General features: G+C 71.2%; 16 protein-coding genes and 2 pseudogenes. 9 read left to right on the forward strand and 9 right to left on the reverse strand.

Going from position 1 to position 20,348, the window contains the following annotated elements; translation table 11 throughout:
* Positions 1–9 precede the first annotated feature (9 nt).
* The gene (locus IEZ17_RS21080) at positions 10–3,171 is read right to left on the reverse strand and encodes a non-ribosomal peptide synthetase (RefSeq protein ID WP_189302435.1); all 3,162 of its coding nucleotides are present in this window, start codon (positions 3,169–3,171) and stop codon (positions 10–12) included.
* 1,114 nt (positions 3,172–4,285) lie between these two features.
* Positions 4,286–4,769, reverse strand: a pseudogene (locus IEZ17_RS21085) (VOC family protein).
* A 205-nt stretch (positions 4,770–4,974) separates the two neighbouring features.
* On the opposite strand from IEZ17_RS21085, the gene IEZ17_RS21090 reads away from it, so the two are divergent.
* Both IEZ17_RS21090 and IEZ17_RS21095 read left to right on the forward strand, forming a co-directional pair.
* Positions 4,975–5,679 (forward strand): iron-containing redox enzyme family protein, encoded by a 705-nt coding sequence (locus IEZ17_RS21090; protein ID WP_189302436.1) that lies wholly within the window; start codon positions 4,975–4,977, stop codon positions 5,677–5,679.
* 367 nt (positions 5,680–6,046) lie between these two features.
* Entirely contained in the window at positions 6,047–7,213 is a 1,167-nt protein-coding gene (locus IEZ17_RS21095) for an MFS transporter (RefSeq protein WP_189302438.1), read from the forward strand.
* Positions 7,214–7,293: 80 nt separating this feature from the next.
* Here IEZ17_RS21095 and IEZ17_RS21100 read toward each other — a convergent pair whose 3' ends face one another.
* Positions 7,294–8,328, reverse strand: coding sequence for a zinc-binding dehydrogenase (locus IEZ17_RS21100; protein ID WP_189302440.1), 1,035 nt, complete (start codon positions 8,326–8,328; stop codon positions 7,294–7,296).
* A gap of 298 nt (positions 8,329–8,626) precedes the next feature.
* Between IEZ17_RS21100 and IEZ17_RS21105 the strand changes: the two genes are divergently transcribed.
* Entirely contained in the window at positions 8,627–9,565 is a 939-nt protein-coding gene (locus IEZ17_RS21105; protein ID WP_189302442.1) for a helix-turn-helix transcriptional regulator, read from the forward strand.
* Positions 9,566–9,623: 58 nt separating this feature from the next.
* Here the strand turns inward: IEZ17_RS21105 and IEZ17_RS21110 are convergent, their stop codons facing one another.
* Positions 9,624–10,007 carry an SDR family oxidoreductase gene (locus tag IEZ17_RS21110; RefSeq protein WP_444544825.1) on the reverse strand — a complete coding sequence of 128 codons (384 nt, stop codon included), beginning with the start codon at positions 10,005–10,007 and terminating at the stop codon, positions 9,624–9,626.
* A complete protein-coding gene (locus IEZ17_RS21115; protein WP_189302444.1) occupies positions 9,979–10,623 on the reverse strand; it encodes a TetR/AcrR family transcriptional regulator in 645 nt (214 codons plus the stop codon). The genes IEZ17_RS21110 and IEZ17_RS21115 overlap by 29 nt, the downstream gene beginning before the upstream one ends.
* A gap of 145 nt (positions 10,624–10,768) precedes the next feature.
* Here IEZ17_RS21115 and IEZ17_RS21120 point away from each other — a divergent pair, with 145 nt between their 5' ends.
* Positions 10,769–11,686, forward strand: coding sequence for an alpha/beta fold hydrolase (locus IEZ17_RS21120; protein ID WP_229852465.1), 918 nt, complete (start codon positions 10,769–10,771; stop codon positions 11,684–11,686).
* A 162-nt stretch (positions 11,687–11,848) separates the two neighbouring features.
* Here IEZ17_RS21120 and IEZ17_RS21125 read toward each other — a convergent pair whose 3' ends face one another.
* The gene (locus tag IEZ17_RS21125; protein WP_189302446.1) at positions 11,849–12,181 is read right to left on the reverse strand and encodes a hypothetical protein; all 333 of its coding nucleotides are present in this window, start codon (positions 12,179–12,181) and stop codon (positions 11,849–11,851) included.
* 209 nt (positions 12,182–12,390) lie between these two features.
* Here IEZ17_RS21125 and IEZ17_RS21130 point away from each other — a divergent pair.
* Positions 12,391–12,743 (forward strand): annotated as a pseudogene (locus IEZ17_RS21130) (12-oxophytodienoate reductase); the annotation flags it as partial.
* Between the two features lie 33 nt (positions 12,744–12,776).
* Here IEZ17_RS21130 and IEZ17_RS21135 read toward each other — a convergent pair.
* Both IEZ17_RS21135 and IEZ17_RS21140 read right to left on the reverse strand, forming a co-directional pair.
* A complete protein-coding gene (locus IEZ17_RS21135) occupies positions 12,777–13,724 on the reverse strand; it encodes an SDR family NAD(P)-dependent oxidoreductase (protein WP_189302448.1) in 948 nt (315 codons plus the stop codon).
* A gap of 127 nt (positions 13,725–13,851) precedes the next feature.
* Complete coding sequence (locus tag IEZ17_RS21140; protein ID WP_189302450.1) at positions 13,852–14,748, reverse strand: alpha/beta fold hydrolase; 897 nt, start codon at positions 14,746–14,748, stop codon at positions 13,852–13,854.
* 106 nt (positions 14,749–14,854) lie between these two features.
* Between IEZ17_RS21140 and IEZ17_RS21145 the strand changes: the two genes are divergently transcribed.
* The gene (locus IEZ17_RS21145) at positions 14,855–15,745 is read left to right on the forward strand and encodes a LysR family transcriptional regulator (RefSeq protein ID WP_189302452.1); all 891 of its coding nucleotides are present in this window, start codon (positions 14,855–14,857) and stop codon (positions 15,743–15,745) included.
* 89 nt (positions 15,746–15,834) lie between these two features.
* Positions 15,835–16,932: a tartrate dehydrogenase gene (locus IEZ17_RS21150; RefSeq protein ID WP_189302454.1), complete on the forward strand. Its 1,098-nt coding sequence runs from the start codon at positions 15,835–15,837 to the stop codon at positions 16,930–16,932.
* A gap of 58 nt (positions 16,933–16,990) precedes the next feature.
* Here the strand turns inward: IEZ17_RS21150 and IEZ17_RS21155 are convergent, their stop codons facing one another.
* Positions 16,991–18,274, reverse strand: coding sequence for an aspartate aminotransferase type Ic (locus tag IEZ17_RS21155; protein WP_189302456.1), 1,284 nt, complete (start codon positions 18,272–18,274; stop codon positions 16,991–16,993).
* Between the two features lie 163 nt (positions 18,275–18,437).
* On the opposite strand from IEZ17_RS21155, the gene IEZ17_RS21160 reads away from it, so the two are divergent.
* Both IEZ17_RS21160 and IEZ17_RS21165 read left to right on the forward strand, forming a co-directional pair.
* Positions 18,438–19,637 carry a cytochrome P450 family protein gene (locus tag IEZ17_RS21160; RefSeq protein ID WP_189302458.1) on the forward strand — a complete coding sequence of 400 codons (1,200 nt, stop codon included), beginning with the start codon at positions 18,438–18,440 and terminating at the stop codon, positions 19,635–19,637.
* A gap of 222 nt (positions 19,638–19,859) precedes the next feature.
* A complete protein-coding gene (locus IEZ17_RS21165; protein ID WP_189302460.1) occupies positions 19,860–20,327 on the forward strand; it encodes a DUF4334 domain-containing protein in 468 nt (155 codons plus the stop codon).
* Positions 20,328–20,348 lie beyond the last annotated feature (21 nt).

A 20,348-nucleotide genomic window follows, 5' to 3' on the forward strand; every position in this document is an offset into this window, starting at 1 on the left:
AGGGTCCTTCTAGAACGAGAAGTCGGCGTAAGCGGGGGTGACCGCGTCCTGGGACGCCGAAGGGCCGAACAAGAGCGTGTGCGGGGCGCCGTCGAGGTCGTCGAGCAGCTCGCCCACACGGTGGAGCAGGTATTCCGCCGAAGATGCGGTGAACAGCGCGGTGCTGTATTCGAGTTCGAGCACCGTGCCGTCCGGCCGCCGGTACGCCTGGAGGTTCAGGTCGAACCGGCACGAGCCGGGGTGCAGGAGGTCGACATCCACCCGCAGGCCGTCGCGGGCGAAGGTGTGGAAATCGATGTTCTGGAAGGCGAAGAAGGCGTCCAGCAGCGGGAGCCGGGCGGCGTCCCGGGGCAGCCCCAGCTGCCCGACGACCCGGTCGAAGGGGTACGCCTGGTGCTCCAGGGCCTCCTGGTGGCGCTGGTGTGCGGCGGCCAACAGGTCGGCGAGGGTGGCCGGTTCGCCGACCGCGAGCCGCAGGGCGGCGGTGTTCACGAACATGCCGACGACCGACTCGAAGTCGGGGTGGACCCGGCCGCTCATGGGACTTCCGACGACGACGTCCCGCTGTCCCGACAGCTGCATCAGCGTGGCGGTGTACGCGCAGAGGAGCACGGCGAACGGCGTACTGCCGGTGCGGTCCGCGATCCGGCCGACCGCGGTCTCGCGCTCCGGCGTCAGGGCGAGGCGCACCAGCGCACCCGTCTCCGCGCGCACGGCCAGTCGCGGGTGGTCCGTGGGCAGCTCCAGCCGGGGCGGGTCGGCGAGGACGTCCCGCCAGTAGCGCTCGTCCGCGGCGAACGAGCGGTCCGCGAGCCGGTCGGCGAACCACTGCGAGGCGTCGGCGTAGCCCCACTTGGGCTCCGGCAGCGCCCCGCCGGAGAGCAGCTCCGTCAGCTCCTCGGCGACGATCCGCAGCGACACCCCGTCGAAGACGATGTGGTGGACGTCGAGGTACAGCCGGTGGGAGGTGTCGTCGCCGGGTATCAGGAGCGCCCGGACCAGTGGCGCGGACTCCAGGTCGAAGGGACGCACGAACCACTCCAGCACGGACCGGTCGTCCGCCCGGGCGAGGCCGTCCGCCGCGGCCGGTTCCACCAGCTCCACCGCCGCGTCGGGGTCCGGTTCCCGGCGTACGCCGTCGGGCGTGGTGACGAAGCGGGTGCGCAGCGCGTCATGGCGGCGCACCAGCTCCGCGAGGGCGGCCCTGACCGTCCGGGAGGTCACCGGGCCGTGAATGTCCAGCCGCAGCGGGATGTTGTACGCGACCGACTCCGCGGCCACCTGGGCATGGGTGTGGAGGCCGTGCTGCTGCGGGTGCAGCGCGGTGGGCCCCACCACGGGTGCCGGGGTGACCGGCGGCAGGCCGGCGGCCGGGGCGTTCGCCGCGGAACGTCCTACGGCGTCCGCCATGCGCGCCAGCGTGCGGCTCTCGAAGACCTCCCGGAAGGAGAGCTGAACCCCGTCGCGTACCGCCAGCCGTCCGATCAGCGCGCCGACGGACAGGGAGTTGCCGCCCAGCGCGAAGAAGTCGTCGTCCGGCCTGAGTTCACGGCCCTTCAGGCGCAGGACGGTGTCCCAGATCTCGGCGAGCCGCCGCTGTCCGGCGGGCAGCCCGGCCCGGCTGCCGGCAGAGGCGGCGCCGGCCGGCTCGGGCGCGGGCAGCGCCGCCTTGTCGACCTTGCCGTTGGCGTTCAGGGGCAGCCGGTCCAGGACGACGAGGCGTTCGGGCCGCAGGTAGTCGGGCAGCCGGTCGGCGAGCGCCGCGTCGACGTCCGCCGCTTTGGTGCCGCCGTCGAGGACGGCATAGGCGAGGAGGTACTTGCCCACCTCGTCCGCGGCGACGACCACACACCCGTCGAGGACGCCGGGGCAGGCCGTCAGGACCGCCTCGACCTCCTTGACCTCGACGCGGTGGCCGCGGATCTTGACCTGGTCGTCGATCCGCCCGTGGAAGTGCAGCAGCCCTTCCGCGTCCGCGCTGACCCGGTCCCCGGTGCGGTAGTAGCGCTCTGTGCCGATCGTGACGAAGCGCTCCGCGGTCAGCTCCGGGTTGCCCAGGTAGCCGCGGGCCAGACCGCTGCCGCCGGTGTACAGCTCGCCGGGTGCGCCGACGGGCACCGGCGCGCGCCGCTCGTCCAGGACCAGCACGGTGGTGCCGTTGAGCGGGCGGCCGATCGGTACCGGGCCCGGCTCGTCGGCGCGGACTTCGTGGGTGGTGGTGAAGGTGGTGTTCTCCGTCGGCCCGTACCCGTTGATGATCCGCAGTGCCGGGTACGCGGTCCGCAGGACGCGGACGTGCCGGGCGGAGAGCACATCACCGCCGACCACCACGGCCTTCAGCCGCGCGAAGACGGCGGGGTCGGCGTCGACGGTCTGGCTGAACAGCGGGGCGGTCAGCCACATCGCGGTGACGGCGTTGTCGTGCAGGACCGCCTTCAGCGCGGACGCGACGAGCAGTGTCTCCTTGCCGGTCACATACAGCGTCGCGCCGTTGAGCAGACAGCCCCAGATCTCGAAGGTCGCCGCATCGAACTCCAGGGCACCGGTGAGCAGGAGACGTTCGTCCGGCGAGAACCGGAAGAAGCCGTTGTCCCTGACCAGCCGGACGATCCCGGCCTGTTCCACCATCACGCCCTTGGGGCGCCCGGTCGAGCCCGAGGTGAACATGACGTAGGCCAGCGGCGATCCCTCCCCCGCCCGCGGTACGGCCGCGACCGGCGGGGCGACCCCGGCACGCGTCCCCTCGGCGATGAGCGCTTGGGGTGTCAGCACACGCGTCCCGGCCGGCAGCGCGGGGGCGATCGAGTCCTCCAGGCCGGGTGCGCAGACCAGCAGGGCGGCACCGCTGTCACCCAGCATGTGGGCCAGCCGCTCACCGGAGAAGTCCGGATTGACGGGCAGGTAGGCGCCACCGGCGAGCACGATGGCCAGGGTGCACACGATCGCGTCGGCGGATCGCGGGAAGGCCATCGCCACCAGCGTTTCCCGGCCCACTCCCGACGCGAGGAGACCTGCCGCCAGTCGGCCCGCACGTTGGTGGAGTTCGCGATAGGTGAGCCGGATGTCCCCGTCGACCACGGCGAGGGCTTCGGGGCGGCTTTCGGCCTGATCCCTGAACAGGTCTTCCAGTAAAGGGTGTTGAACAGTGCGCGGCGCAGACGCCGTGATCATACGAAGGGACCTTTCCCGTCACGCGCCGGGTGGGCGCGTACCAACGTGACCGGGGGTTGCCCGGCCTCCGTTGCGGTGGAGCGGTGGTGAGTCGATGAGCGGAACGATGGTGACGGCATCGGAGCGCGCACCGTGAGAGGTCCGCGGTGGCGGACGGAGTCACGAGGAGCGCGCGTCGATGCGGGTGGTGACGTGATAGAGGGACGCGCCGGCCGGCACGCACCGGTGCCGCGGTCTCGGCGGCCGTTCCGGATACGACGCCCGGATACGGCGGTCCCCCTTTTTCCGGCTATTCCTTGGGCGATCCGCTACAGCAAATCACCGCGCACAGCGGGAAATTGTTTCGGCAACTGTTTCCGAAAGATGAACAGTATGACAACGTTTCGTGCGCCCCCCTCGGTCGCCCTGCAACACCGCCCAACCTAGCAGCCGCCGCACGACGTGGCGCAATGTGACCATGGACACACGAATTGCGGGTCGGGGCCCCACGGAAACCCGGTAAGGAGCGCGCCGCACGGCACGTCGGACAACCCCGGTTTCACTGAAATTCCCACCAGGATCGCCGAGTTATCACCTCCGCCGCCGAACGTCCGACAGCGACTCCGACGAATTCTCGACCCGTCCCCTCCGGCGACCCATGGGCGCTTTCCAGCCATCGCACCCACTGCTCCGACCCGCCCACCAGCACCGCAAGCAGCAACCGGCCGAGAACCATCCGGCGCCCACTCCCCCGCTACCGCAAGGGAATTGCCCCGCTAATGTGCGACGCCAACCGCCGACTACTCACGGCGTAACACGTGACCGCCCCTCCCCTTGAATGACCGGAAAGGCGGGGTTCCGGTAACCCGTTGCAGAGGGCGGCGCCTGGGCGGCTCGCGCAAGGAATACAGACGGACGTCGGGACTCGACATGAGCGGAGAAGTTCGCCCTCCTCATCCAACTCTCCTTGCATCATGGCCAGTTGCGGCGAGCCGGGGACCCACGAAGTCGCATCACCAGGACGTCGACAGTCCCGGCCGGGGACGATCGCCGATCGCCTGTCACTGGGACGGGGTCAGGCCGAGCCGATTCCGGTGGGCAAAGACTCCTTCGCGCACCGGCCCGGTCCCGCCGCTCAGCGGGCCGGTCGGCCGATGCCCAGCACGTTCTCCTCGCCGTCCCGGAAGCCGGCGCCGCGTACACCCCCGTGCACCCCAGCTCGGGTAGTTGCCGCCGACCTCGGCGATCCCGTCCCGCGTTCCCCCGCCACCCAGCAGCCGGGGCAGCTCGACGTCCTCGAACACGACGCCGCGCCGCCGGAGTTCGCTCGCGACCCGCTCGATGCCGTCGACCTCCCAGGCCATCCGGGTGAAGGTGCCGGGCGAGGCGCCCGTCGATGGGAACACCGCGAAATCCACGCCGCCACATCGATACGGCAGCCCACCGGGCCGTTCGTCGACGGGATCCAGCCCGAGCTTCTCGGAGTGGAAACGACGCGCCCGGTCCAGTTCCTGGGCCGGAAGTCCGGTCGCCACATGTGCCCGGGACAGAATGCCGGTGATCTCTGCGTTGCCCGTGTTCTCTGCGTTGTCTCTGCTATCTGCACTGTCTGCGTTCATGTCCCACTGTGCCGTGCGCGTCGACAGAAAGGGCGGAGGCAGTAGGCGCGTTAAAAATGCGAGCCGTCGATGTCCGGCAGAGCAGGGAAGATCACGGAGAGCCAGCCCCGCAAGTACGACATAACCTTTACGTGATTACGCTCGACCGTCTAGCTTTGGCCTTGCTTGCCGCACAGCTCAACTGTCCATGCTGACAAGGAGCGTTATGGTTTCGCCAGACAGCGCAACCGTTTCGGCCAATCTCGTCTCTCACGTCCACGACACCCTCCGTCGGAGCTCATTCTTCTCGGCCTTCCGCAGTGGTGAGGCAGACATCGACGTCGTCCGCGATGTCTTCTCGCAGTACTACCTGTGGCGCAATCAGTTCCATCGCTGGTTCGGCTTATGCATCGTCAAGAGCCCCGCATTCGGCACGACCTTCGACATATCTTTCGTGTTGTCGGAGCTCATCGAGCACATCGAAGAAGAGATCAACGGAGACCACCACGGGATGGCGGTCACCTTCCTGCGCGAACTCGGCATCCCGGAGCCGCAGTTGCTCACTCCGCTGCCGGTGACCTCGGCGTACTCGGACTCCTTCCTGCACCGGTATTTCGATCCGCAGCGGTCCGGGGAGGAGGCACTGGCGGCTCTCGCCGGTCGTGAGATCGTCGCGCCGGAGCGGAATCGGCTGACCATCGAGGCCCTGCCGAAGCACTACGGCGTCAGCGAGGGGCTGGAATTCTTCGGGCTGCACGAGGAACTCGAAGTCGAGCACTTCAGGTCGTTGTGGGACGCCCTCATCAAGAGCTATCAGGCGGACGAAACCGTGCTGGTCGACGCCGCCCGGCACGAGATCTGGGAGCACGTCACCTTCTGGGACGACGTCTACGCCGCGGTGATCGAGGCCAGGAGCCAGGCCGCCGACTGATCCCGGTGGTTCTGGTGGTTCCAGTGGCTCCAGTGGCCCCGGTCTTCCGGAACGCCCCGATGGTGTTGATGGTCCTGGTGCACGATCCAGCCGTTCTTCAGTGCACCAGGAGCATCCTCCCCGGCCGCGATTCCCGGCCGTTCCCGATCGCGCCTGCCGGTGCGCGGACCTGCGGAGTCCGCGGACCTGGCAGGCGTGCCGACCTGCGGAGTTCACAGCCCCTCGGAGAGTGGATGGACCTCGTCGAAACGACCGGCGTACCTCGCCCTCAGCCGCGTCGCACGGCATCGGCCGCCGGCTGGTCATGACCTCGGCCCCGGTGCGCAACGGGACGTCATCGCCGAGGCGTTGGTGGATCCTCGCCGTGGTGACCTCGGCCCAGCTGACCGCGTCCTTCGCCACCCAGGGGCTCGGGGCGCTGTCGGGTGCGATGCACGACGCGTTCGCGCTGTCCGGCGCCGGCGTCGGCCTGATGGTCACGGCCGTCGGACTGGCCCCCGTCTTCTCGCTGTTCGCGATGGGACATCTGGTGGACCGCCACGGGGAGCGCTGGGTGGTGGCCGCGGGTTCGCTCGTGATGACCGCGAGCCTGGCTGCCACCTCGATGGCGCCGGGCTACGCGGTCGTACTGGCCTGCCTGTTCGTCGCCGGCATCGGATACAGCACCGTGCAGCCGGGCGGCAGCAAGTCCGTCTCGTCCTGGTTCCCCTCCGGCCGGCGCGGGGTGGCGATGGGCGTGCGCCAGGCCGGTCTGCCCATCGGGGGTGCCGCAGCCGCGGCCGTCCTGCCCGCGGTCGCGCACACGCTCGGTTGGCAGGCGGCATTCGCGGTGACCGCCACCGTCGCGCTCGCCGGAGGCGTGGTGTTCGCCCTCGCCTACCGCCCGCCGCCGGACGGCCGTCAGGCGCCACAACCCCCACCGGACCGTGCCCGGTTGCTGACCGGCCCGGTCCGAACCCTGCGGCAGCCGTGGATGCGCCCGATCCTGTGGTCCGGGATGCCGCTGGTCGGCACCCAGTTCGCCGTCACGGCCCACCTGATGCTCTTCGCCCGTGACCACTTCCACCGCCCGCTCGCCGAGGGCGCCGTACTGCTGACGCTGTTGCAGATCGGCGGAGTGACGGGCCGGGTCGCGCTGGCGTACGTCAGCGACCGCACCCGGCGTTCACGGCTGTCGATCGTGCGCATCGGCATGGTCTGCTCGGCCCTGCTCCTGGTCCTCCTGCCCGTACTGCCCGCCCGCACCCCGTTCGGCCTCCTTGCCGCGGCCACCGTCGTGCTCGGATTCTTCGCGATCGGCTGGTACGGCCCCTGGGTCGCGCATATCGCCGATGCGGCCCCGACCCACGGCATCGGCCGGGCGACGGGCGGGGCGATGGCCGCCAACCAGATCGCCGTCATCGCCGCTCCGCCCCTGCTCGGGCTCCTGCGCGACAGCAGCGGCAGCTATCTGATCGCCTGGTGGATTCCGGCAGCGATCACCCTGGCCTGCGCGGTCAAGGCCGCGCCCCCGGGCCGCCCGCGACCGCGGTGACGCCACGGAACCGCTCGCGCAGGCGCGGCAGAGCAGGCGCAGCGGCAGACCGGCTCACAGGTCGACGAGCACCTTCGGCCTCACGGGCGGACGAGCACCTTCAGCGCTTCGCGCGCGGCCATCGCGCGGTAGCCGTCCGGCACTTCGTCCAGGCCGACGGTGCGGTCGAAGACCCGGCCGGGCTCGATGGTGCCGTCGAGGATGTCGGGCAGCAGCTCCTCGATGTACGCGCGGGCCGGGGCGACGCCCCCGGTGAGGGTGATGTTGCGCATCAGCATCTCGAAGCCGATCGGACCCTGTGCGTACTGAGGGACGCCGACCCTGCTCACCACACCGCCGTCGCGGACCGCGCCGAAGCCCGTCTCCCATGCCTGGAGCGTGCCGACGCACTCCAGCACCGTATGCGTACCGTCGCCGCGGGTCAGCTCCCGGACCCGTTCGACGCCCTCCGCCCCGCGCTCGGCGATCACGTCGGTGGCGCCGAAGTCCCGGCCGAGGTCCGTGCGGTCCGTGTGCCGCCCCATGAGCAGGATCCGCTCGGCGCCCAGACGCCTGGCGGCCAGCACCGCGGACAGGCCGACGGCGCCGTCGCCGATGACGGTCACGGTCGTACGCGGCCCTACGCCGGCCCGCACCGCGCAGTGGTGTCCGGTGCTGAGGACGTCGGACAGGGTGAGCAGCGAGGGCAGCAGCGCGGAGTCCTCGGCGACCGGCAGTCTGACCAGCGTGCCCGCTGCCTGCGGCACCCGCACCGCCTCGCCCTGGCCGCCGTCCACACCGTCGCGGCCGTAGCCGCCACCGTGCCGGCAGGAGGAGTGCAGGCCCTGGGTGCAGAAGTCGCAGGTGTTGTCGGCCCAGAGGAACGGTGCGACCACGACGTCGCCGCGCCGGAGCCCGGCGACGTCCCGGCCGGTGTCCTCGACGACGCCGAGGAATTCGTGGCCCATCGGCCTGCCCTGCGGTGCGGCGGGCATCGATCCGTAGGGCCACAGGTCGCTGCCGCAGATGCAGGAGCGCAGGACGCGTACGACGGCGTCGGTGGGCTCCTGCACCTTGGGGTCGGGGACGTCCTCGACCCGCACATCGCCGGCGCCGTAGAGGATGGTCGCTCGCATGGATCTCTCCGATCGTGCGTTCCGCACCAGGTGCTCCGGATGCGGTGTTCAGGAAGTGGTGTTCCGGGAAGGCCGTCCCGGCCCTGGGTGGGCGGGCTCCTGGAGGCACCGGGGTGCTCCTCGGTGGTGGCCGGTCGCAGCGCCGCGCGCACCGGGGGAAGGGGCCTACGGACATCCACCCTCGCCGCCGCCCGTCGTGCGCGGCAGACCGCGCCGTGCCGGGGAGCCGCGTTCCGGGGTGTGACAGGGCCCCCCACGCCGACCCGTGCGGCATCCAGGGGCTGCCAGACTGGACGGCATGGCACATGAGCAGCGCAGCGGCAGCGGCGGCACCGAGCTGGGGCGCTTTCTGCGTGCCCGCCGCACCCAGGTGACCCCTGGCGAGGTCGGCCTCACGATCGGTCCGGGGCTGCGCCGCACGCCCGGGCTGCGCCGCGAGGAGCTGGCCACCCTCGCCGGGGTGAGCATCGACTACTACACCCGCCTGGAGCGCGGCAAGGAGACCCGTCCCAGCCCGGCGGTCGTCGACGCCCTCGCCCGCGCCCTCCACCTGGAGCAGGACGAGCACGATCACCTGCGCGACCTCGCCGCGCGGGCCGCCCGCTACGCCCCCGAACTCCCGGCCGCACCCAGCCGTACGGTGCGGCCCGGCGTCAAGCTCCTGCTGGAGAGCCTGCGCCCCAACCCCGCCTACGTGGTCAGCCGCACCAATGACCTCCTGGCCCACAATCCCGGCGGGCTACAGCTGTTCGCCGGGATCGAGAGCTGGCCGGCCAAGCAGCGCAACATCGCGCGCTACCTCTTCCTCCACCCTGCCGCCCGCGAGCTGTTCGACGACTGGGACAACCAGATCCGCGGCTGCGTATCCCGCCTCCGCGCCCTGGCCGGTACCGACCCGGACGCCCCCGACCTCGCCCACCTCGTCGGCGAACTCCTGCTCAAGAGCCCGGAGTTCGCCCGGCTGTGGGAACGCTACGAGGTCAAGGCCCGCGCCTACGGCCAGAAGACCTTCCGCCACCCCCAGGTCGGCACCCTCACCCTCGGCTTCCAGTCCATGCAGCTGGAAGGCACCCCCGGACAGCGCCTCAACGCGTACCACGTCGAGCCCGGCACCTCCGACCACGACGCGATGGTCCTGCTCGACGTGATCATCCCCAGTACCGCCCCAAGTCGGGCTCGTACCCATGCCGTTGACGCCCGCGGCCTTGACACTCCGTCGGAGCCCAAGGGCGAGTAGTTGGAGGGGCGAGGCCGGCGGGGCGAGGAGGACAGGGGGAACACACTCCGCCCCTCCCTCAGCGGGTGGTGTGACCGCCGTTGACGAAGACCGTCCGGCCGTTGAGCCACCAGCCGTCGGTGAGCAGGAACAGCACACAGGGTGCGATGTCCTCGATCTTGGTCAGTTCACCGTTCATGGACGAGGACTTGTGGTAGGCGATGGAGTCGTCGGTCTCGGCCGGGTAGAAGAACGAGGTGTCCATGGGGCCCGGGGCGATGCTGTTGACGTTGATGTTGCGACCGAAAAGCTCCTTGGACAGCGCGCGGGTGAAGTGCTCGACGGGCGCCTTGCTGCCGGCGTAGACCGAGTACAGGCCGGTGCAGGCAGCAGAATACCGACCGGCAGGTAAATGATCGGGCGAGCCGCGCGCCTCAGCCGGCCCGCCCCTCCGTGCCGGCAGCGGACCGCATTTCGCCGTCGCGGAAAATCCGGTCCAGGTGGTGCCGCAGGACCGCGACCGCGGACTCCGGGCTGCGTTGGCCGACCAGGATGCCGGTACCCAGCCCCGCCGAGAGGGCGAGCAGACCGATCGCCTCCGTCCGCGTGTCGACGTCGGGCGCGACGAGGCGGGCGTCCTGCGCCTGCCGGAGGAGGCCGGCCAGGGCGTCCTCGGCGGCGTCGGGGTTCTCGATGAAGGGCTGGGCGGCGAGCGCCTCGTCCGTCACGGACAGCACCGCGTACGAGGTGTAGACGAGGTGAAAGGTCCGGCTCTCCTTGTCGGTGGGCAGCGACTCCAGCAGCAGCGCCTCGATCACGGCGCGCGGGCCCGCGGCGTCCCCGGCGGCCCGGACCCGGGCGGCGGTGCGCGCGCCGAATCCGGCGGCCAGATGCTCCAGCCCGTAGAGGAGCAGCTTCTCCTTGGTTTCGAAGTAGTACTGCACCAGGCGGAGGGAGACGCCCGCTTCGGCGGCCACGTCGCGCATCCCGACACCGTGCAGTCCGCGCCGTCCGGCGACCCGGACGAGCGCCTCGGCGATCTCGGTGCGCCGTTCCTCATGATCCACACGCTTCGGCATTCGCCACGTCTCCGCCCTTGGTTCTTCGGCCTGTTGGCTCGTCGGCCCGGTGGTCCGCCGGCACCGGCGCACCTTCATGGTACGCCCGTACCACCATCATGGTACGTTCGTATCACGAAAATCGGATCTCTCCGGAGGTGTCACCGTGCCCGAGACCATGACCCGCGAGCGCGGCCCGGCCGACGTCGGCCGCTATGTGAACGAGACCCTGCGCGACCGGTACTTCGGCGCCTGCGACGCGGTCTACGCTCTGGGCCCCGCCCCGCGAGCGGAGCGTGATGTGGAGACCCGCTTCGGGACCACACACGTCTACGAGTACGGCCCCACGGAGCCCGGGAACGCGTCCCGGACTCCGGTGGTGCTCATCCACGGCTCCGGCTCCAACTCGTCGATGTGGTACCCGAACGTCGCCGCCCTCAGCGCGCAGCGCACGGTCTATGCGCTCGACACCCCGGGCGACCCCGGGCGCAGCATCCACCGCGAAGCCATGCACCGACCCGAACACGCCGCACAGTGGATGGACGAGGCCCTCGCCGCCCTCGGGCTCGACCGGGTCCACCTCATCGGGTCCTCCTACGGCGGATGGCTCACCCTGAACCAGGCGCACCAACGCCCCGGCAGACTGGCCTCGGTGACCTTGCTCGACCCCGGCGGCCTGGAGAAGGTGGGGCTCCGCTTCTTCGTCTGGATCTTCGCCAGCCTGCTGGCGACCTCCGCGCCGAAGCCCCTGCGCCGGCACCTGGCGGCCTGGCTGGACCAGCCGGTCCTCATCGTGCCGGAACTGCGCGCGATGATCCGGCTCGGCGTCCGCTCGTTCCGCATCCGCCGGCCGGCTCCGCTCCCGCTGACCGACGACGAGATGCGCACCATCCGCACCCCGCTCTACCTGCTGATGGGCAGGCGGAGCCTCCTGGTCCACCCGAAGCGGCAACTGGTGCGCGTGCCTTCCCTGGTGCCCGGCGCCCGCGCCGAGATCCTCTCCGGCACCGGCCACGGGCCGCAGATCGACCACGCCGAGACGGCCAACGACCGGATGCTGGACTTCCTGGACTCCGTCGACTGACGGCGGGCGCGGACCGTGCCGCGTCGTCGGCACCACCCCATACGACGCGGCACCGCCCCGCGCTCTCCGGCGACTTACGCGTCGGGGAGCGAAAAGCCCGCTGATCCCGAGTCGGCGACTCTGCTCACGGCAGCGGGCAGAGGAGGACCGAACGCCGGACGCTCAGGAGCGCGGCGGCTCCGCGCCGTCTCCGTCCCTGCCCCCGCGGCGGGTGCGCCCCCAACCGTCGCCGGTGGCGAGCGCCGCCACCAGGTCGGCGCCGCGAGCCGCCAGAACGCGACGCCGCTCCCAGCGCGAACGCGGCCGGACGCTTCCCTGCGTGCCCTGCTGCTGCGCGACTGCGAGTGCGGTCAGACGCCGGCCGGCCTGAGCAAGGTCGGCCAGGATGCGCTCCCGGTGGCGCTCGTTGCGCGCGCCGCGCAACGCCGCGCACAGCCCCTCGATCCGCGCCACTGCCGCCCCGATGCGCAGGTTCGTGCTTCCTGTCGCTGTCATCCCGCCCCGCGCCACCTACAGCCTCCTTTGTATGGACAGTCACCCAGCGCACAACACTTGCCCACATGCGCAATACCGCAACCCTCTTGAGGAGGGGATTCCGCGAGGCTTCGCAAGGTTGCGCTTCGGGCCGGCGCCGGGGGCGGGTGAACGCCGACATCGGGGCGCGTGTTCCGGGTCACCACGCGGCCCGCCGGACGGAATGCACGCTCACCGCGGCCGGTGTCGATGCGTTCCATGCTTCCACCCGCCGCTACTGGCTGCCGGAGTTCGAGGGCTCGGACCTGAACCTGGCGGGCTGGACCAAGAAGCTCACCGGCAAGCCCACCCTCACCGTCGGCTCCGTCGGCCTCGACGGCGACTTCCTCCGCGCGTTCGCGGGCGAGGGTGCGGGGGTCGGCAGCATCGACAACCTCCTCGACCGCCTGGAGCGCGACGGGTCGATCTTGTCGCCGTCGGCCGCGCCCTGCTCCAGGACCCGCAGTGGGCGGCGAAGGTCCTGGGCAACCGCATCGAGGAGCTCCAGCCCTACGACGCGGCGGCGCTGAAGACGCTGAGCTGAGCGGCCCCCTGGATCACCGGCCCGCTCCCGGGCCTACCGGAGGGTGTCGGGCCCCACGGACACGCCGCACAACTCGGCTGCCGTGCGCCAGAGTTCTTCCTCGCGGGCCTCGTCGTAGGACTCGGCCGAGGACCGGTCCACGGCATGGCGGTCGATGTAGGCGCCGGTGGGCCCCGGACGGGGTCCGGCCGCAGCCGCCGCGAGGAGCCGGCCGGCTTCGTCGGGGCTCAGGGCGAGCGGGGTGGCGGCCAGCGCTTGCAGGACGGTGCGGGAGAGCAACTGGACCGCGGGGCCGGCGTCGCGGACCAGGCCGGTGCCGGGGACATAGCCGGGGTTGAACGTGTAGACGTCGATGCCTTCGGGCAGTCGGCGGGCCAGCGCGTGTACGAGGTAGAGGACGGCGAGCTTGCTGGTGGAGTAGGCCGTGCGGCCCTCGGCGGCGGTGTGCGCTCGCTTCCCCTCGTGGGGCGCGGCCAGGGCCTGGACGCTTTCCCAGCGGGGTGCGGGGACCATGCCCATGTTGTGGCGGAGGTCTCCGAAGTGCGTGTCGCTGCCGACCATGACGATGCGACTCGGCGCGGTGAACTGCTCCCACAGCAGGCGGATGAGGAGCCAGTTGGCGAGGACGTTGACCGCGAAGGTCAGCTCGACGCCGTCGGCGTCGGTGCGGGTCCGGGTGGTCAACTGGAGTCCGGCGTTCCCCACGAAACCGCGCAGCGGCGGCAGGTCCCCGGCGGCCAGGCGGCCACCGACCTCGTCGGCGGCGGCCCGGATGCATTCCCGCGCCGCCAGATCGCAGCAGACCGCGGACACGTGGGGATTTCCCGTTGCCTCGGCGAGTTCGGCGGCGAGCCGGTTGCCGCTGGTCCCCCGGGCCGTCACCAGTAGATGGAGGTCCGGGTTCTCCCGCAGCAGATGCTCCGCCGCCGTTCTGCCCAGTCCCCGACTCGCCCCGGTCATCAGCAGAGTGTGCGTTGCCATGGTGTCTCCGGTACGTCAGTCCAGCGGGTACTGCGTACCGTAAGGGATCGCAACGGCGCGGTCGACGGCGCTTTCGCGCTTCTTGTCAGGGGAATGCCAACCGGCTCGGTCCCCGACTCCCGAAGCGTCAACCGGTGCCGCGGAAGAACTCTCCCAGCAGTGCGGCGGTGCGGTCCGGTGCTTCCTCCGGGACGTAGTGGTCGCAGGGCAGGGCCTCACCGCGTACGTCGTGCGCGTAGCCACGCCAGACCCCGAGGACGTCGTAGTGGCGGCCGACGAAGCTGTGCTCTCCCCACAGTGCCAGCAGGGGTGCCGCCACCTTCCGGCCTGCGGTGAAGTCCGCGTCGTCGTGGACCAGGTCGATGGACGCGGCAGCCCGGTAGTCCTCGCAGGAGGCGTGGATGGCCGCGGGGTCGGAGAAGCAGCGCACGTATTCCCGCAGGGCGGCCTCGGAGTACGGGGTGCCGCCGTGGTGACGGGCGCCCATGCGGGACCGGATCCAGAATTCCGGGTCGTTGCCGATGAGCCGCTCGGGGATGCCGTGGCCGGCGGTGAGGAAGAACCAGTGGTAGTAGCCGTGCGCGAAGTCGGCGTCGGCGTGCTCGTAGGCGTGGCGCGTCGGGACGATGTCCAGGACCGCCAGGGCACGGACGGCGTCGGGGTGGTCGAGGGTGAGGCGGTGGGCGACGCGGCCACCGCGGTCGTGTCCGGCGACGGCGAAGCGCTCGAAGCCCAGCGCGCGCATCACCAGGAGCTGGTCGCGCGCCATCTCGCGCTTGGCGTAGGGCAGATGGCGGGCGTCGGAGGGCGGTTTGTCGCTGTCGCCGTAGCCGCGCAGATCGGTGAGGACCACGGTGTGGGTGGCCGCGAGCCGCGGGGCGAGGTGGTGCCAGATCAGATGGGTCTGCGGATAGCCGTGCAGGAGGAGGAGCGGTGGCCCTTCGCCGGCGGTCCGCACCGCGATCCGTACGCCGTCGGCGTCGACCGTGCGGCGGGTGAAGGAGTCGGGCAGCAGAGCGGTCATGGCCCGATCCCAGCACCGCCGGGCAGGCCCGTCCAAGACCGATTGCCGACAACGCAGATAGGCGCGGCCTATCACCGGTGGACCGCCACGTACGGTGGGACGCATCATGGACGTCCGGCAGCTCGAATACTTCCTGGCGGTGGTGGACCACGGCGGGTTCAACCGGGCCGCCGCCGCGCTGTACCTGTCTCAGCCTTCGCTGTCGCAGGCCATCCGCACGCTGGAACGGGACCTGGGCAGCGAGCTGTTCCACCGCATCGGCCGCCGGGCCGTGCTCACCGAGGCCGGCACCGCGCTGATCGAGCCCGCCCGGACCGCGGTGCGCGGTCTGAAACTGGCGCGCGCGAGCGTCGAGGCGGTGCACGGCCTGCGCGGCGGGCGGATCGACATCGCCGCGATGCCCTCCCAGGCGATCGAGCCGCTGACCGGGATGATCCGGCGCTTCGCCACGGCGCACCCCCAGGTCTCCGTCGCGGTGCGAGCCGCGTTCACCGCCCAGGACGCCGCACAGATGGTGCGTACCGGAGTGTCCGAGCTCGGGCTGCTGGCCGGGCCCCGGGACCTGCCGCTGCGGGACGTGGAGATCCATCCCCTGGCGCGGCAGCGGTTCGTGCTGCTCTGCCCGCCCGACGGGCCCTTCCCGCCGGGTGCCGCCGTCCACCGGGAGCAGCTGGCCGGAGCGCGGCTGATCGTGGGGCAGCCGGGCACCGGTATGCGCGGGTACGTGGACGAGCTGCGCGCCCGGGGCGTCGATCTGACGACGGTGGTGGAGGTCGAGCACCGGGTGGCGATCCTGCCGCTGGTCCTGGCCGGGGTCGGCCTGGCCGTGGTGACCGACGCCTGGCGCCCCCTCGCCGAGCGGACGGGGCTCTCGGTGCTGGCCCTGGAACCCGCCACCGGCCTGGACGTCTGCCTCATCAGCCGCCGCACCGCGCTGACCCCCGCCGCACGCGCCTTCCTGGAGAACGCCGCACCCGCGGACGGCGCCGCCCCGTAGGGCACCGGCCCCTCGGATAGGCAGTCCCTATAAGACCGATGGTCAGAGAGACTTGGACGCCGCCGGCCGCGGATTGCTGCAATCACCCCATGACCAAGGAATCCCGCGATCACCGCACGGCCGGCCACGGCACACCCGACCACCGCATCGCGCTGATCCCCGGCGACGGCATCGGCACCGAGGTGATCCCCGCCGCCCGCCGGGTGCTGGACGCCGTCGCCGTCCGGCACCGCCTCTCCCTCACCTACGACACCTTCGACTGGTCCTGCGCCCGCTACCTCCGCGACGGCGCGATGATGCCCGAGGACGGCCTGGAGACGCTGCGCGGATACGACGCGATCCTGCTCGGCGCCGTCGGCTCCCCCGAGGTCCCCGACCATGTGTCGCTGTGGGGGCTGCTGATCCCGATCCGCCGCGGCTTCCAGCAGTACGTCAACCTGCGCCCGGTGCGGGTCTTCGAAGGGGTGCCCAGCCCGGTCCGGGGCGCCGAGCCGGGCGCCGTCGACTTCGTCGTCGTCCGCGAGAACGTCGAGGGCGAATACGGCGAGATCGGCGGACGCCTCAACCGCGGCCTCCCCGGCGAACTGGCCGTCCAGGAAGCCGTCTTCACCCGCACCGGGGTCAGCCGGATCGTGGACTACGCCTTCACCCTCGCCGGCCGGCGCGGCGGCACGCTCACCTCCGCGACCAAATCCAACGGCATCATCCACACCATGCCGTTCTGGGACGAGATCGTCGCCGAACACGCCGCCGGACACCCGCAGGTGGCGTGGCACCAGGAGCACATCGACGCCCTCGCCGCCAAGTTCGTACTGGACCCGGCCCGCTTCGACGTGGTGGTTGCCTCCAACCTCTTCGGCGACATCCTCAGCGACCTGGCCGCCGCGGTCGCCGGCAGCATCGGGATCGCCCCGGCCGCCAACCTCAACCCCGAACGCGTCTTCCCCTCCATGTTCGAGCCGGTCCACGGCTCCGCCCCCGACATCGCCGGCCGCGGCATAGCCAACCCGCTCGGCGCGATCTGGTCCGCCGCGATGATGCTCGACCACCTCGGCCACGCCGCAGCCGCCACCCGCATCACCGACGCCATCGCCGCGGCCCTGGCCACCACCCCCGTCCGCACCCCGGACCTGGGAGGCAGCGCGACCACCGACGCCTTCACCGACACCGTGATCTCGCTGCTGTGAGAGCGCCGGCCGGGCCGCTCTCCTGCCAGTACGGCAGGCGAGGGCCCGGCCGTACCGCTCACGCCGCCCGGCCGGCCTCCAACAGCCGCTCCACCGCGGCCAGTTCCACGCACAGGGCGAGCCCCTCCACCGCGTCGCCGACCTCCGCCAGGCCGGGGTAGCTCGGGGCGAGGCGGATGTTGCGGTCCCGCGGGTCCTTCCCGTGCGGGAAGGTGGCACCGGCGGGCGTGAGCGCGATCCCCGCGTCACCGGCCAGCTCCACCACGCGGGCCGCGCAACCGTCCAGGACGTCCAGGCTCACGAAGTAGCCTCCCTGCGGGCGGGTCCAGGACGCGACCCCGGCGTCCCCGAGCCGCTTCTCCAGGACCGCGTCGATCAGTTCGAACTTGGGCCGCAGCAGCTCGGCATGGCGCTCCATGTGGGCCCGTACGGCCGCGGCGTCGGGCAGGAAGCGGGCGTGCCGCAGCTGGTTGATCTTGTCCGGGCCGATCGTCCGCTTCGAGAAGTGGCCGAGCAGCCAGGAGACGTTGGCGGGCGAGGATCCGAAGAAGGCCACACCACTGCCGGCCATGGTGATCTTCGAGGTCGAGCCGAAGACGAACACCCGGTCCGGGTGGCCGTGTTCCGCGCTCAGACTCAGGACGTCGGCGAGCGGCGCGCCCTCGCCGACGTGGTGCACCGCGTAGGCGTTGTCCCAGAAGACCCGGAAGTCCGGGGCGGCCGTCTCCATGGCGGCCAGCCGCCGTACGGTCTCGGGTGCGTAGCAGACACCGGTCGGGTTGCTGTACTTCGGTACGCACCAGATGCCCTTGACCCGTTCCTCGGCGACGAGCCGTTCCACCTCGTCCATGTCGGGGCCGTCCGCGGTCATCGGCACCGGGATCATGTCGATGCCGAGCTTCTCGCACAGCGCGAAGTGCCGGTCGTAGCCGGGCACCGGGCAGAGCATGGCCGTACGCCCCTCCCGCGGCCAGGGTGCCGGGGCACCGGGCAGGCCGAACAGGACGGCATCCACCACGCATTCGTACATCAGCTCAAGGCTGGAGTTGCCGAAGGCGACCAGCTGGTCCACCGGCACCTGCAACGGGCCGGAGAACGCCGCCCGGAGTTCGGGCAGCCCCTGGAGTCCGCCGTAGTTGCGGCCGTCGGTGCCGTCCTGTGCGGTGTGCCCGTCCGGGCCCGGCAGGCTCAGCAGGGGCCGCGACAGCTCCAGTTGCTCGGCGGCGGGCTTGCCGCGGGTCAGGTTCAGGGACAGGCCACGGTCCTTGAGACGGCCGTGCTCGTCGTGAAGGACGGCGAGTCGGGTGGAGAGCTCGGTGTGCGCAAGCGTCGTCAGATCCATGTCCGCCATCCTTCTTCAGGTACGCGATCGGCGCGCAGGTAATAAGGCGCGGGGCTGCACGGGGAGGCCGACGGGTCCGGATGGCGGTGCGGGGGTGCCGGTCGCGGGTCGGGGAAAACCCGGGTGTTGCGGGGCGCCGCCGGCTGCCATGATGGTGCACCCGATGACACCGCACACCACCACCCCAGCCCTCAGCCGGCCCTTCGACGAGAGCTCCTTCCACGACCCGTACCCCACCTACGCACGCCTCCGCAGCGAAGGCCCGGTCCACCACATCGCCCTGCCCGACGGGTCCCCGGTCTGGCTCGTCACCCGCGAGGAAGACGTCCGCGCAGGACTCACCGACGCACGCCTGTCGGTGAACAAGGCGCACTCCCGCAACGGCTACCAGGGCTTCTCCCTGCCGCCCGCCCTGGATGCCAACCTCCTCAACATCGACCCCGCCGATCACTTACGGCTGCGCCGACTGGTCTCCAAGGGCTTCACGCCGCGGCACACCGAACGCCTGCGGGCACGCGTCGTCACGGCCGCCCACCGCCTCGCGGACGAACTCGCCGAGCTGGCACACGCCGACCTCGTCAAGGCGTTCGCCAACCCCCTCCCCCTGGTCGTCATCGGCGACCTGCTGGCCGTCCCCGAAGCCGACCGCAGCACGTTCTCCGGCTGGGTCGGCGCGATGTTCGCACCCGATTACCCCGGCCACACCGCCGACGCCATCGCCCACATCCACCGCTACCTCGTCGACCTCATCGCCACCCGCCGCGCCCACCCCTCGGACGACATGCTGTCCTCGCTGATCGCCGCCCGGGACGACGAAGACCGCCTCAGCGAGAACGAGTTGGTATCCCTCGCCTTCCTGATCCTCATGACGGGCAGCGAGTCCGCCCAGCACGTCATCAGCGGCGGCATGCTCACCCTGCTCCGCCACCCCGAACAGCGGGACGAGCTGCGGGCCCGACCGGAGCTGATGCCGCAGGCCGTCGAGGAGCTGCTGCGCTACGCCCATCCCAACCAGATGGCCATCCGCCGCTTCCCCACCGAGCCCGTCGACATCGCCGGCACCCGCATCCCGCCGGGCGACACCGTGCTGCTGTGCCTCGCGTCCGCGCACCGCGATCCCGCTCGCTACCCCGACCCGGACCGCTTCGACATCCACCGGGAGGGCACGGCACAGCTGGCCCTCGGCCACGGCATCCACTACTGCCTCGGCGCGCCGCTGGTCCGGCTGGAGATCAGCACCGCACTCACCACCCTGCTGCACCGGTTTCCCCGGTTGCGGCTGGCGGTGCCCGAGGACCAGTTGGAATGGCGCGCGTCCTTCCGCTCCCACGCGTTGCGGCGCCTGCCCGTGGCCACCCGATGAACCACCACCGGTAGCTCCGGAGCCACGGAGTGACGGACTCCCGGAGCGATGGACTCGTGGAGTGATGGACTCGCGGAGTGATGGACTCGCGGAGTGATGGACTCGCGGAGTCACCGACTGGGGCAATCAGGCAGTGACGCACCACCGGACCGCCCGGCCAACGCTCACGTCAGCCACCGAAAACCAGCGCACACGCACCGAAGGAAGAGGGAAGGGAGCCGCATGGACGCCGAGCAGGCCCGTGCCCGTATCGCCGCCATCCGCGCAGCCGGCGGGAAGGTGACCACCGATGAACTGGACGACCTGTGGGCGGCCCTGGAGCCGGTGCGCCCCGAGGACATCCTCGGCCCGTGGAAGGGCAGCGCATTCGTCACCGGGCACCGCGTCGAGGGCCTGCTGGAGGCCGCCAACTGGCATGGCAAGAACTTCCGTTCCCCTTCCGACGTCCAGCCGCTGATCTGCCGCGGTCCGGACGGGGAGCTGTTCTCCGACGTCGCGGCGGGCAACGGCGAGGCCAGCCTGTGGATGGTCGAATTCCGCGGGGAGTCGACCGCCTCGATGGTCTACGACGGCCGGCCCGTCATCGACCACTTCAAGCGCATCGACGACGCCACGCTCCTGGGCGTGATGAACGGCAAGGACGTCCTCGACGACGGCCGGCACTTCTACTTCCTCCTCGACCGCGACTGACCGAGTTCCGCACACCGATCC

This window comes from Streptomyces albospinus (genome assembly GCF_014648695.1).
GTDB lineage: Bacteria > Actinomycetota > Actinomycetes > Streptomycetales > Streptomycetaceae > Streptomyces > Streptomyces albospinus.